The 13,469-nt window shown below is 71.8% G+C and carries 10 protein-coding genes; 9 read left to right on the top strand and 1 reads right to left on the bottom strand.

Annotated elements, in window-relative coordinates:
- Window positions 1–7: 7 nt before the first annotated feature.
- Both E2L08_RS11345 and E2L08_RS11340 read left to right on the top strand, forming a co-directional pair.
- Entirely contained in the window at window positions 8–907 is a 900-nt protein-coding gene (locus E2L08_RS11345; RefSeq protein WP_133397203.1) for a LysR substrate-binding domain-containing protein, read from the top strand.
- A gap of 69 nt (window positions 908–976) precedes the next feature.
- Window positions 977–1,225, top strand: a complete 249-nt coding sequence (locus E2L08_RS11340; protein ID WP_133397202.1) for a peptidase — start codon at window positions 977–979, stop codon at window positions 1,223–1,225.
- A gap of 12 nt (window positions 1,226–1,237) precedes the next feature.
- Here the strand turns inward: E2L08_RS11340 and E2L08_RS11335 are convergent, their stop codons facing one another.
- A complete protein-coding gene (locus E2L08_RS11335) occupies window positions 1,238–1,792 on the bottom strand; it encodes an ActR/PrrA/RegA family redox response regulator transcription factor (protein WP_133397201.1) in 555 nt (184 codons plus the stop codon).
- A gap of 156 nt (window positions 1,793–1,948) precedes the next feature.
- Between E2L08_RS11335 and regB the strand changes: the two genes are divergently transcribed.
- From regB to addA, 7 genes are all read left to right on the top strand, one after another.
- Window positions 1,949–3,346, top strand: coding sequence for a sensor histidine kinase RegB (gene regB, locus E2L08_RS11330; protein ID WP_133397200.1), 1,398 nt, complete (start codon window positions 1,949–1,951; stop codon window positions 3,344–3,346).
- 63 nt (window positions 3,347–3,409) lie between these two features.
- Window positions 3,410–4,954 carry a PAS domain-containing protein gene (locus E2L08_RS11325; protein ID WP_133397199.1) on the top strand — a complete coding sequence of 515 codons (1,545 nt, stop codon included), beginning with the start codon at window positions 3,410–3,412 and terminating at the stop codon, window positions 4,952–4,954.
- A gap of 85 nt (window positions 4,955–5,039) precedes the next feature.
- Window positions 5,040–5,522 (top strand): tRNA (adenosine(37)-N6)-threonylcarbamoyltransferase complex ATPase subunit type 1 TsaE, encoded by a 483-nt coding sequence (gene tsaE / locus E2L08_RS11320; protein ID WP_133397198.1) that lies wholly within the window; start codon window positions 5,040–5,042, stop codon window positions 5,520–5,522.
- A complete protein-coding gene (locus E2L08_RS11315; RefSeq protein WP_133397197.1) occupies window positions 5,515–6,486 on the top strand; it encodes an aminoglycoside phosphotransferase family protein in 972 nt (323 codons plus the stop codon). Before tsaE ends, E2L08_RS11315 begins: the two co-directional genes overlap by 8 nt.
- Window positions 6,483–7,184, top strand: coding sequence for a nucleotidyltransferase family protein (locus E2L08_RS11310; RefSeq protein ID WP_133397196.1), 702 nt, complete (start codon window positions 6,483–6,485; stop codon window positions 7,182–7,184). Before E2L08_RS11315 ends, E2L08_RS11310 begins: the two co-directional genes overlap by 4 nt.
- Entirely contained in the window at window positions 7,177–10,116 is a 2,940-nt protein-coding gene (locus E2L08_RS11305) for a PD-(D/E)XK nuclease family protein (RefSeq protein ID WP_133397195.1), read from the top strand. The genes E2L08_RS11310 and E2L08_RS11305 overlap by 8 nt, the downstream gene beginning before the upstream one ends.
- Window positions 10,113–13,436: a double-strand break repair helicase AddA gene (gene addA / locus E2L08_RS11300; RefSeq protein WP_133397194.1), complete on the top strand. Its 3,324-nt coding sequence runs from the start codon at window positions 10,113–10,115 to the stop codon at window positions 13,434–13,436. Before E2L08_RS11305 ends, addA begins: the two co-directional genes overlap by 4 nt.
- The last annotated feature ends 33 nt before the right edge of the window (window positions 13,437–13,469 follow it).

Raw genomic sequence — 13,469 nt, 5'->3', positions numbered from 1 at the left:
CGACACCATGGATTGGAGCGCCGTCCCCTCACTCGCCAGCCTGCGCGCCTTCGAGGCCGCCGCCCGTCTCGGGTCCCATTCTGCGGCTGCGAGGGAACTAAACGTCACCCATGCCGCCATCGCGCAGCATGTCCGCAAGCTCGAGGACCGGTTCGGCTGCGTGCTGTTGGAGCGCCGCGGCGGGGGCATGACCGCGACCGATGCGGGCGCCGCGCTGTCGGCGGGGCTGCGCGACGGCTTTTCCGCCATCGCCGAGGCCTGCCGCGATCTTGACGCGCGCGAAACCGCGCGCCCGCTCAGGATTTCGCTGACGCCGTCCTTTGCGGCGAACTGGCTCATGCCGCGGATCGGCGATTTCTGGACACGTCATCCGGGCATCGAGCTCGACCTGACCCCGTCGCCCGACGTGGCCGATCTCAGGACGGGCGGGTTCGACATGGCGGTGCGCTATGGGCGCGGTCCCTGGCCCGGCCTGCGCGCCGAACGGCTGATCGACGCCGCCCATGCCGTGATCGCGGCGCCGGGGCTCGTTGCCGGGCCGGTCGACGACCTGTCGGGGCTGCACCGTCATGTCCTGCTCACCGAACGCAACAATGTCGAGGAACTGCACTGGGCCGAGCTGCACGGGCTGCGGATGGACCGGGTGCGCGTCATCGGGTTCGACTCGCTCAGCATGGTGATCGAGGCGGTCCGCGCGCGCCACGGGATCGGCATGGTGCCGCGGATCATCGCCGAGGGCGAGATCGCGCGCGGCACGCTCGAGGTTCTGTTCGAGGAATCGAGTCCCTCGGTCGCCTATCACATGGTCCGCCGCGAGGGCAGCGAGTCGCCCGCGCTCCGCACCTTTCGCGGCTGGCTGCGCCAGCAGGCGCGGCCAAGCTTGCTCGGACGGCCCCCGATGGGGTAGGGTCGCGCCAGATGGCCGGTCGGGCCGTCCTGCAACCCGCACACACGATCAGTAAAGGAACGACGCGCCATGCGCGGATTTCGGCTGTCGGCCTATGAACAGGAACTGAAATGGCTCGCCCTGGTCCTGGGGATCATGTCGACCGTCGCCATCGTGCAGGATTGGGACCCATGGCCCATGATCCTCGGCCTGCCCTTCTGCCTCATCTGGATCTATTGCGGCTGGCTGCATACCGAACGCCAGCTCAAATGGCTGAACGTCCTGTTCGCGGGGCTCTATGTCTACGGCATCGCGCGCTGGCTGACCGTCGGCGCCTGAACGGCGGCCCCCTCAGCGCGGGGACCGCTTTGCCAGGATGCGTTGCAGCGTGCGGCGGTGCATGTTCAGCCGGCGCGCGGTTTCCGAAACATTGCGGTCGCATTGCTCGAAAATCCGCTGGATATGTTCCCATCGGACGCGGTCGGCCGACATCGGGTTCTCGGGCGGCGGCGGCAGGTCCTCGCCGCTCGACAGGAGGGCCGCGGTGATCTGGTTCGCATCGGCCGGCTTGGCGAGATAGTCGACCGCGCCGATCTTGACCGCGGCCACCGCCGTCGCGATGGCGCCGTAGCCGGTCAGCACGACCACCTTGCTGTCCTCGCGCCGCTCGCGAATCGTCTCGACCACGTCGAGGCCGTTCCCGTCGCCCAGCCGCAGGTCGACCACGGCATAGGCCGGCGGGGCGCGACGGACGCTGGCCTGCCCTTCGGCGACGGTTTCGGCTGTGGTCACGGCAAAACCGCGCTTTTCCATGGCGCGGGCAAGCCGCTTGAGAAACGGCTCGTCGTCATCCACCAGCAAAAGCGAGGGATCGGGGCCGAGTTGTCTGCTATCTTGGTCTGGCACAGGAAATTACGCGTCCACGGCTGTTGTCGGTCATGAAATGACTTAGCCATGCCCCGGCCGGATTCAATTGCACCTGCGACACCTGAGCGCAAATAGGTCGCATGGACCGGCCGCCACCGCTGCCCCAAACCCGGTCTCGCCCATGAGGAGCCGTCGATGCCCAACCCCGATCTGCCCCTGCCCGGCCACCACACCGACCCGATCTGGCCCTTTGACCGGCGGACCGACTGGGTGCGGCTGCGCACGCTGATGCTGCTGCGCTGGATCGCCATCACCGGCCAGATCGCCGGGGTCGAGATCGCGCGGCGGGCCTTTTCGCTCGATCTGGCGATGGGGGCGATCTATGCCGTGATCGGGGCGGCCGTGCTGACCAACGTGATGGCCGCGCTGGTCTATCCCGAGACCAAGCGCCTGCGCGAGTTCGAGCTTGTCGCCGCGCTGGTCTTCGACATGGTGCAGCTTTCGTTCCTGCTCAGCCTGACGGGCGGTCTGCACAATCCCTTTGCGCTGCTGATCCTCGCGCAGGTCGCCATCGCGGCCACGGCGCTGCGGCGCTGGGCGACGATCTTCGTCTGCGGCTGCGCGCTGATCCTCGTGACGGGGCTATTGTTCGTCTTTACCCCGCTCGTCACGACGACCGGGGCCGTCATGGCCTTGCCGTCGGTCTTCGTACTGGGGTTCTGGTGTGCGATCTCGGTCGGCATCGTGTTCCAGGCGGCCTATGCGCAAAAGGTCGCCGCCGAGGCGACGACCATGGCCGATGCGCTGGCCGCGACGCAGATGGCGCTAGCCCGCGAGCAATCGCTGACCGATCTGGGCGGTGTCGTCGCCGCCGCCGCGCACGAGCTGGGCACGCCCCTGGCCACCATCGCCGTCGTCGCGAGCGAGCTTGCGCAGGACGCGGCCGAGCCCGAGGTGCGCGAGGATGCGCGCCTGATCCGCGAGCAGGCCGAACGTTGCCGCATGATCCTGCGGTCGATGGGGCGCGCCGGCAAGGAGGACCGCCATATCCGCCACGTACCGATCTCGTCGGTGATCGAGGACGCGGCCGAGCCGCATGCCGACCGGGGGGTCGAGATCCTCTATGACCTCGGCCATGCCGACGGGTCGGGGGCCGGGCAACCCATCGTCGCCCGCCGCCCCGAACTGATTCACGGCATCCGCAACCTCGTGCAGAACGCAGTCGATTTCGCCCGGTCGCAGGTCTGGATCGACGTGCGCTGGGGCGAAGAGGACCTTGTCCTGCGCATCACCGATGACGGTCCGGGCTTTCCGCCCGACCTGCTGCCGGTGATCGGCGATCCGTTCCTGCGGGTGCGCACGTCCGAAACCGCGACGCGGCGGGTGCCGCAATATGACGGGATGGGGCTGGGGCTCTTCATCGCCAAGACATTGCTCGAGCGCAGCGGTGCCGAAGTCACCTTTGCCAATGGCGGCACCCGGCCCGACAGCGGCGCGACCGTCACGCTGGTCTGGCCGATGGCGCGGCTTGCCCCGTCCGGGGGGGATCGCAGCCCGCTGGGCGATAACCAGCCCTTTCCCGCCCGCGCTTAAACGCTCCTTAACCCTGTAACGGCCATGATCGGCGCGGGGCTACGGGACAAAGGACGCAAGCGCATGAGTCTGACCACGTTCATCGCGACGCCCGAGGCATGGCTTGCCCCGGTCGTCCTCAATGCCGCGCTGTCGGCCATGGCCGGCATCGGCGCGGCCGCTTGGCTCGCACGGCGCGCGGGTCCGGGCGCCCCGCCCGCTCACGAGACCCGCGCGGCATTCCTGCTGGACGGGCGGGGGCTGCTGGACGCGACGCCCGCGGGGCGCGCGATGCTCGACGAACAGGGGGCGGGCTGGTCGCGCGACGGGCTGCTCGGCGCGCTCGAACGGATGGTGCCGGGGGTCGGCGCCGCACTCGACGACCTGCCCGAACGCCGCTCGGCCCGGCTGGCGGGGCCCGATGTTGCGCTGGCGCTCGACCTCCGGGCCGAGGGAGAGCGGGTGCGGCTCGTCCTCGACGATAGCGAGGCCGCGGCCGTCGCGCTCGATGGCGGGGCCCATGCCGCGATGACCTGCGAACTTGCGCAGCTTCGCGATCTGGCTCAGGCGATTCCCCACCCGGTCTGGCGCACTGGCGCCGACGGACGGATCGCCTGGGTCAACCGTGCCTATCTCGACCAGGCGGGGCGCGAGGACCGGGTGCAGTCCTGGCCGCCCCGGCCGATCTTCGACGAATTGCCCGACCGCGACGGACCGGCCGAGGCGCGTGACGGCAGCGCATGGACCGTGGCCCGCCGCGCCGCCGCCGACGGCCATGTCTTTACCGCGATTCCCGCCGCCGCGCAGGCCGAGCTGCGCAGTTTTCGCCGCACCGTGTCGCAGGTCTTTGCCACCCTGTCGGTCGGGCTCGCCATCTTTGACCGGCACGGCACGCTCGCGACCTTCAATCCCGCGCTTGCCGAGATGACGGGCGTCCCCTTTACCGACCTCTCGGCGCGGCCGACGCTCGCCACGGTGCTCGACGCGATGCGGATGCGCGGCGCGGCGCCCGATGCCGCGGCCTTCGAGACGTTCCGCAACGGGCTGGACGAGATGATGAAGACGGGGACCGATCGCGGGGTGTCGGACCTGTGGCACCTGCCCGGCGGGCGCACGTGGCGCGTGGGCGGGCGGCTTCAGCCCGACGGGGCGCTGGCGCTGATGCTCGAGAACGTCTCGACCGAGATCGACACGACGCGACGGTTCCGCGCCCAGATCGACACGACCCGCGCCGTGCTCGACCGGATATCGGACGCCATCGCCGTGTTCGACCGCGCCGGCGTGCTGATCCTCGCGAACGAGGCATATGACGCGCAATGGCGGCTGTCGGGCACCGACGGCCCGACCCACCTGACGATCCGCGATGCCAGCCGCGCCTGGTCCGACGCCTGCCTGCCCGCGCCTGTCTGGCCCGATATCGAATCCTTCGTGGCCCAGACCGGCCCGCGCGACGGGTGGAGCGACAGCATTCACCTGCGCGACGGCCGCGTGATGACGGTTTCGGTCGCCACCTTGCCCAACCGCGCCAGCCTCGTGCGTTTCGCCCAGGCCCCGGCCCTGCGCCGAAGCGTCGGGCCGGCCCTGCCGATGGGCGCCGCCGAGCGGATCGAGGATCGGCTCAAGGCGTAGCGGCGCAACACTCGCGCCCCGGTCGACGGGTGTGCGGTGGCCAATCGGCTTGCGGCGGATCGCCTCGGGCTTCATTCTGGCGCGCATGTCCGAACTCGCCGTCCTCAACCTGCCCTCGCCCGACGCGACAGACCGCCTTGCCGGCGCCTTGGCGCGCGTGCTGGGGGCGGGCGACACGCTCTTGCTCGAGGGGGATCTGGGCGCCGGGAAAAGCCATATCGCTCGGGTGATCGTGCAACAGCTACAGGCCCCGCACGGCCCCCCCGAGGACGTGCCCTCGCCGACCTATACGCTGGTGCAGACCTACCGGGCGGGCGATCTGGCGATCCTGCATGCCGATCTCTACCGGCTGGGCGATCCGGGCGAGCTGATCGAGCTGGGCCTGGACGAGGCGCTGGGCCGCGACCTCTGCCTGATCGAGTGGCCCGACCGGCTGGGCGATCTCACCCCCCCGGACGCCCTGCGCCTGACGCTGCGGATGCTGGGCGAGGGGCGCATGGCCACCCTCTCCGGCCCCGCGGCGATGGGCGCGAAACTGGGCGCGCTCTGTGACCGGACCCATGCCTGAACGCGACCCGCAACCGTTCCTCGCCCGCCTCGGGTGGGAGGGCGCGCGGCACCGGACGATGGCCGGCGACGCCTCGTCGCGCCGTTACGAACGCCTGTCGAAAGGCGGGGATACGGCCGTGCTGATGGACGCTCCGCCCGAGGCAGGTGAACGGATCGCGCCGTTCTTGCGCGTGGCCCACCACCTGCGCGCGCAGGGGTTCAGCGCGCCCGCGATCCTCGGCCATGACGCCGCCGAGGGCTGGTGCCTGATGGAGGATCTGGGCGACGCGGTATTCGCCCGGACCATCGCCGACCCCGCGACCGAGGGCGATCTCTACGCCGCCGCGACCGAGGCGCTGGTTCATTTGCAAGCGGCACCCCCGCCCGCATGGACCGAGCCCTACGGACCCGCGCGCATGACGGCCTTTGTCCGGCCCGCATGGACCGACTACCTCGGCCGGACCGCGCCGCCCTCGCCCGCGTGGAACGCCCTCGAAGAGCGGCTTCACGACCTGCTGGAACGGCACGCGGCCGAGCGGACGGTTCTGATCCATCGCGACTATCACGCGGAAAACCTGATCTGGCTGCCCGAACGCACCGGCATCGCCCGCGTCGGCATGCTGGATTTCCAGGACGCGCTGGCGGGCCACCCGGCCTATGACCTCGCCTCCCTCGTCGACGATGTGCGCCGCGACGTGTCGCCCCGCGCTGAGGCGCGGGTGATCCGCACCTATTGCGACCTTACCGGATCGGGCGAGGCCGCGCTGCGCACCGCGTTGGCGGTGCAATCGGTGCAACGCAACCTGCGCATCCTCGGGGTGTTCGCGGGGCTCGCCGCCAGCCGTGGCAAGCCGCGCTACCTGTCGCTGCTGCCGCGGGTGTGGGGCAACCTGCTGCGCCGCCTCGACGAGCCGGGGCTGCACCTGCTGCGCACCGACATCCTGTCGGTGCTGCCCGCGCCGCCGGTCCGGGCCGCGGCATGAGCCGGCCCGCCATGATTTTCGCGGCGGGTTTCGGCACCCGGATGGGCGCGCTCACCGCCGAGACGCCCAAGCCCATGCTGCATGTGGGCGGCAAGGCGCTGGTCGATCACGCCATCGACCTTGCGGCCGAGGCCGGGGCCGCGCCCATCGTCGCCAATGTCCATTACCGCGCCGACCGGATCGCCCCCCATCTGCGGGCGCGGGGCGTGAGCGTTTCACATGAAACCGACAGGCTGCTCGATACCGGCGGGGGGCTGCGCCGGGCCCGGCCGCTGCTGGGCGACGGTGCGGCGGTGTTCACGCTGAATGCCGACACGGTCTTTGTCGGGGCCAACCCGCTGATCGCGCTGGACCGGGCGTGGCGCGACGGCATGGGGGTGCTGCTGTCGGTCGTGCCGCTGTCGCGCGCGCGCGAAAGGCGGGGCGGCGGCGATTTCTCGCTCGGCGCCGACGGGCGGCTGACGCAGGGCGGCGACGGGCGGCTGACGCAGGGCGGCGACTGGGTCTATTCCGGCGCCGAGATCATCGACCCCGCCGTTCTGGACGCCGAGCCGGGCGACGCGTTTTCGCTGGCGCCGGTCTGGTTCCGCCTCGCCCGAGAGGGCCGGCTTTTCGGCGCACCCTATCCCGGCGACTGGGTCGATGTGGGCCACCCCGAGGGCCTCGCCGTGGCGAATGCCATGGTGGCGCATGTTTGAGGGCGACGGCCCCCATATCTACGGCATTCCCCCCGGCGCCGAGTTTCCCCGCGCGCTCGTCGACGGCCTGACCGCGCGGCTGCGCGATGCGCCGCCGGAGGACTGGGCGCGGATCGAGATCCTCGTGAACTCGCGCCTGATGGAGCGCCGGGTGGTCGAGATCCTCGCCGCCGGTCCCGCGCGGCTGCTGCCGCGTCTGCGGCTCGTGACCGAGATCGGCGCCGAGGACGCGCCGGTGCCGCCCATGGCACCCTTGCGCCGGCGGCTCGAGCTCATGCAACTCATCCGCCGCATGGTCGAGGCCGATCCGACTCTCGCCCCGCGCTCGGCTGCCTTCGACTTGGCCGACAGCCTCGCGGCTCTGCTGGACGAGATGCATGGCGAAGGGGTGCCGCTCGAGCGGTTGCGCGATCTCGACGTGAGCGACCTGTCGGGCCACTGGGCGCGGGCGCTGGGCTTTGTCGATATCGTGGCCACCCATGTCGGCGGGGCTTCGGCGAACTCGGTCGAGGGGCGGCAGCGTCATGCCGCGCTTGCCTGTGCCGCGCGCTGGACCGACGATCCGCCCGATCACCCCGTCATCGTCGCCGGATCGACCGGATCGCGCGGGGCGACCGCCATCCTGATGGAGGCCGTGGCCCGCCTGCCCCAAGGCGCGCTGGTGCTGCCTGGCTTCGACGCGCATATGCCCCCGCCGGTCTGGGACACGCTTTGCGACGACCTGACTGGCGAGGATCACCCGCAATACCGATATGCGCGCCTGTTCCGCCGGATCGGGATCGGCCCCGAGGCGGTGCGCCCGTGGTCGGGCGACGACCCGGTGCCCGCGCGCAACCGGCTCGTGTCGCTAGCGCTGCGGCCCGCGCCGGTCACGGATCAATGGCTCGAGGATGGCCCGGCCCTGGGCGATCTGCGCGAGGCCACCGCCGGGCTGAGCCTGATCGAGGCGCCCGACCCTCGGACCGAGGCGCTGGCCATCGCCGCGAGGCTTCGCGCCGCCGTGCAGGAGGGCAAGACGGCCGCGCTCGTCACGCCCGACCGGGTTCTGGGCCGACGCGTTGCCGCCGCGCTCGACCGTTGGGGGATCGTGCCCGACGACAGCGCCGGGCGGCCGCTGTCGCAGACGGCGCCGGGCCGGCTGCTGCGGCAGGTCGCCGACGCGATGGCGGATGGCATGGGGCCCGAGGCGTTCCTCGCCGTGCTGAAACACCCGCTGACCCATAGCGGCGGCGGCCGGGGCGATCACCTGCGCCTAACCCGCGATCTCGAGCTTTTCCTGCGCGGCGAGGGTGCGCCCGAGATCACGCCGGCGCTCGTCTCGGGCTGGGCCGAGGGCGCGGGGGGTGACGCCACCGGCTGGGCCAAGTGGCTCGGCCGCACGGCGCTCGCCCCCCAGCCCGGCGGGCTGACCCCCCTGACCGACCTCGCCGCGCGCCACCTGCGCCTGACCGAGGCATTGGCCGCAGGCGCGGGGGCCGAGGGCAGCGGCGCGCTTTGGGACGCGCCCGCGGGCGAGGCGGCGCGTGCCGCCATGGACGACCTGCTGGCCGAGGCCGAGGCCGGCGGGGCGATGACCCCGCGCGACCATGCCGATCTCGTCGCGGCGATCCTTGGCGCCATCGAACAGCGCGACATCGTCACCTCGCGCCCCGATATCGCCATCCGCGGCCCGCAGGAGGCGCGGGCGCTCGGCGTCGACCTGGTCATCGCCGCGGGCCTTTCCGAAGGCATCTGGCCCGCGCCGCCCCCGCCCGATCCCTGGCTGAACCGCCGGATGCGGGCGGCGGCGGGGCTTCTCCTGCCCGAGCGTCGGGTCGGCCTGTCGGCGCATGATTTCCAGCAGGCCATCGCCGCGCGCGAGGTGGTGCTGAGCCGGTCGGCGCGCGATTCCGACGCCGAAACGGTGATGTCGCGCTGGCTGAACAGGCTGACGAACCTCCTGGGCGGGCTGCCGGGCACCGCCGGCCCCGAGGCGCTGGCCGAGATGCGTGCGCGCGGCACGGTCTGGGTCGAGCTTGCCCGCGCCGCCGAGGCCCGCGTGATCGAGGTGCCGCGCGCCGCACGGCCCTCGCCCGTGCCCCCGCTCGGGGTCCGGCCCCGCAGGCTGTCGGTGACGCAGATCCAGACGCTCGTGCGCGATCCCTACGCGATCTATGCGCGCCACATCCTCGGGCTGCGGCCACTGGGAGGGCTCAGGGTCGATGCGGATGCGCCGCTCAAGGGCACGGTGATCCACGAGATCCTGCATGATTTCGTGTCCGCCGGCACCGATCCCGCCGATCCCGAGGCGCTCGGGGCGATGATGGCGATCGCCGACGATGTGCTGGCCCGCGCGGTGCCCTGGCCCGCGGCCCGTCTTGGCTGGCGGGCGCAGATCGCGCGCATGGCGCCCGCCTTTCTCGCCGACGAGGTGTCGCGCCGTGCGGTCGGGTCGGCGGTCGCGCTGGAGCGGTGGGGCGATTACATGCTGGCGGGCCGCGATTTCCGGCTGGTGGGCAAGGCCGACCGCATCGACCGGCTGACCGACGGCGGCGCGCTGGTCGTTTTCGACTACAAGACCGGCAGGCCGCCGAGTGCGGCGCAGATGACGACCTTTGACCCTCAGCTCATGCTCGAGGCCGTGATGGCCGAGGCCGGGGCGTTCCGGGACCTGGCCCCCGCGCCGGTGGCGGCGGTGGCCCATATCGCCGTGGGTGCATCGCCCGGCGAAAAGCGGCACGACCTGCGCGATGCGTCGGCCGATCCGCCGCTCGACCCCGACGAGGCGCGCGCCCAGCTCGAGGCGCTGATCGAGGCGTTCGAGGCGCCCGATAGCGGCTACACCGCGCGGCGCGCGCTTTACATGGTCGAGTATGGCAGCGATTACGACCATCTCGCGCGCTATGGCGAATGGAGCGAAAGCGATCTGCCGCAGCCGGAGCGTGTCGGATGAACGAGGCCACTCGCCGCCAGTTGAGTGCCGCCCGTCCCGATGTGTCGACCTGGCTTTCCGCCAATGCCGGGTCGGGCAAGACCCGCGTGCTGACCGACCGCGTGGCGCGGCTGCTGCTCAGCGGGGTCTCGCCGCAATCGGTGCTGTGCCTGACCTATACCAAGGCCGCCGCCTCCGAGATGCAGAACCGGCTGTTCCGCACGCTGGGCACATGGGCGATGATGCCCGATGCCGCGCTGGCCGTGGCGCTCAAAGGGTTGGGCGAGCCGGCTACAGACCCCGAGTCCCTGCCCCGCGCGCGCCGGCTGTTCGCGCAGGCCATCGAGACACCCGGCGGGCTGCGGATCCAGACGATCCATTCGTTCTGCGCCTCGGTCCTGCGGCGCTTTCCGCTCGAGGCCGGGGTCAGCCCCGGCTTTGCCGAGATGGACGACCGCGCCGCGGCGCAGATCCTTGCCGACTGCATCGACCGCGCCGCCGAGACCGCGCCCGATATCTTTGCCGCGCTGGTCGATCACGTCCCGGCCGAGCGCCTTCATGGGCTCGTGTCGGAAATCGTCGCGCGGCGCGACCGGCTCGAGGCGCCCGACGAGGCCGCGCTTTTCGCCGCGCTGGACCTGCGCCCCGGCACCACGATGGCGGATATCTGCGCCGCGGCGCAGGGCGATTGCGACGCCACCCTGTTCATCGAGGCGGCCGCGGCGCTGGCCGGCGGGGCCAAGACCGACATCAAGATCGGCGCGATGCTGGAAACGGTGACGCTGCCGCTGGACGAGGCGGGGCTCGCCACGCTCGAATCCTGCCTGCTTTTCGCAGGCGGGGCACGGGCCGGACAGCCCAAGGGCGTGCCGACGAAATCGGGCGGTGTCGTGCTGGCGCGGCAGGACGAACTCGATGCGCTGGCCGAGAGGGTGGCCGCGGCCGCGCCGCAGCGCAAGGCGCTCGCCACGCTCGAGCGGACGCGGCTACTCAACGCATTCGCGGGGGTGCTGCTGCCGCTTTACGCCCGCGCGAAAGAAGGACGCGGCTGGCTCGATTTCGACGACCTGATCCTGCGCACGCGCGACCTGCTGACCCGCAAGGAGGTCGCCGAATGGGTGCTCTACCGTCTCGACGGGGGGATCGCCCATATCCTCGTCGACGAGGCGCAGGACACCTCGCCCCGGCAATGGGACGTGATCGCCGCGCTGGCCGCCGAGATCGCGGCGGGCGACGGCGCGCGGCCCGCGGGGGCGCGCACCGTCTTCGTGGTCGGGGATCGCAAGCAGTCGATCTATTCGTTCCAGGGCGCCGACCCCGACGGGTTCGCCCGGATGCGCGACCATTTCGCCGAGCGCATGGGGACGGATGCGCTGGCCGAGGCCGAGTTGCAGCATTCGTTCCGGTCCTCGCCCGCCGTGCTCACCGCCGTCGACGCGGTGTTCGGCACCGACGACCGGCTTGGCGCGGGCATCCGGCACCTTGCCTTTCACGACAACATTCCGGGCCGCGTCGATCTGTGGCCCGTGACCGAGACCGCCGAAATGCCGCCCGACCGGCCCTGGCACGAGCCGGTCGACACGCCCCGCCCCGAGGACGCGACCGTGCGGCTGGCGCGCGGCATCGCGGGCTGGATCCGCGCCCGGATCGACGCGGGCGAGACGCTGCCCCGCCTCGAGAACGGCACGCTGACGCGGCGCCCGATGCACGAGGGCGATATCCTCATCCTGTTCCGCAAGCGCGGGCAGCTCTTTCACCAGACCGTCACCGCCTGCAAGGCCGCCGGGCTCAAGATCGCGGGTGCCGACCGCATCCGGCTTTCCGACGAACTGGCCGTCAAAGACATTCTCGCCGTCCTGCGGTTTCTCGCCACGCCCGAGGACGACCTGTCCCTTGCCACGGTGCTGCGTTCGCCGCTGTTCGGCTGGTCCGAGGCTGCGCTCTACGACCTTGCCCAGCCGCGCGGCAGGGCCTTTCTATGGCAGGCTTTGCGCCGCCGGCGTGACGATCACCCGGACACACTACGCGTTCTGGACGACCTGCGCGGGCAGGCCGATTTCCTGCGCCCGTTCGAGCTGATCGACCGGCTGCTCCTGCGGCACGGGGGGCGGGCGCGGCTGATCGGGCGGCTGGGGCTCGAGGCGGCCGAGGGGATCGACGCGCTGCTCGACCTCGCGTTGACCTACGAACGGGTCGAGGTGCCGTCGCTGACCGGGTTCCTCGCCTGGTTCGACGCCGATGATGCCGAGATCAAGCGGCAGGTCGAAGGCGCGGGGCAGCGGCTGCGCGTCATGACGGTGCACGGGGCCAAGGGGCTCGAGGCGCCGGTGGTGATCCTGCCCGACACGATGAGCACCCGCACCCCGAACGGCCCGGCCCTGACCGTCGACACAGAGGGCCATGTCTGGTGGGCGCCGCGCAAGCCGGACCTGCCGCCGCCCGTTCTGGCCGCGAGAGAGGCCGCCGAGGCCCGCACCCGCGCCGAGGGCGACCGCCTGCTCTATGTCGCGATGACGCGGGCCGCGCATTGGCTGATCGTGGCCGGCGCGGGCGACCCGGAAAAGACCGGCGGCGCCTGGTACGGGCAGGTCGCCGACGGGTTGGCGGCCTGCAAGACCAAGGCGCTCGAGACCCCGTTCGGTCCGGGGCTGCGGCTGGCCCAGCATAGGTGGTCGACCGGGCATCTCAGGATCGCCGCACAGGCGCGCGGCTCCTCGGTCGAGATCGCGCCCTGGTTCGACAGCCAGCCGCCCCCCGCGCCCGAACCGGTCGAGCCGATCCGCCCCTCCGATCTCGGCGGTGCCAAGGCCCTGCCGGGGGCCGCGGGCGACGAGGACGAGATCGCCCTTTCTCGTGGCACGGGGGTTCACCTGCTGCTCGAACATCTGCCCAACCGCCCCGAGGCCGATTGGCCCGCGCTGGCCGAACGGCTCTTGCCGGCGCTCGACACCGAGGCGCGCGCGCCCCTTCTGGCCGAGGCCCGCGCCGTGCTGACCGACCCCGCGCTGGCCGCGCTTTTCGAGCCGCCCGCGCTGCGCGAGGTGTCGCTGGTCGCCCCCGGCGGCGCCGGCCGGCCGATCCTCGGCACTGTCGATCTGTTGCGGGTCGAGGCCGGGCAGGTGCTGGCGGTCGATTTCAAGTCGAACCGAACGATCCCCGGCACGCCCGATGCCGTGCCCGAGGGGCTCTTGCGCCAGATGGGGGCCTATGACGCGGCGCTGTCGGCGATCTGGCCCGATCACGTCATCGAGACCGCGTTGCTATGGACGGGCGCGCCGCGCCTGATGACGTTGCCTCCGGCACTGGTGCGGGCGCGGTTCGCCGGGGCCATGGTGCCTTGACGGGTTGGGGGGGCGTCCATAGGTTCGCCGCCT

The sequence above is a fragment of the Palleronia sediminis genome (genome assembly GCF_004358695.1).
GTDB lineage: Bacteria > Pseudomonadota > Alphaproteobacteria > Rhodobacterales > Rhodobacteraceae > Palleronia > Palleronia sediminis.
Note: the sequence above shows the minus strand (reverse complement) of the source record. Positions and strands in the feature narration are given on the sequence as shown.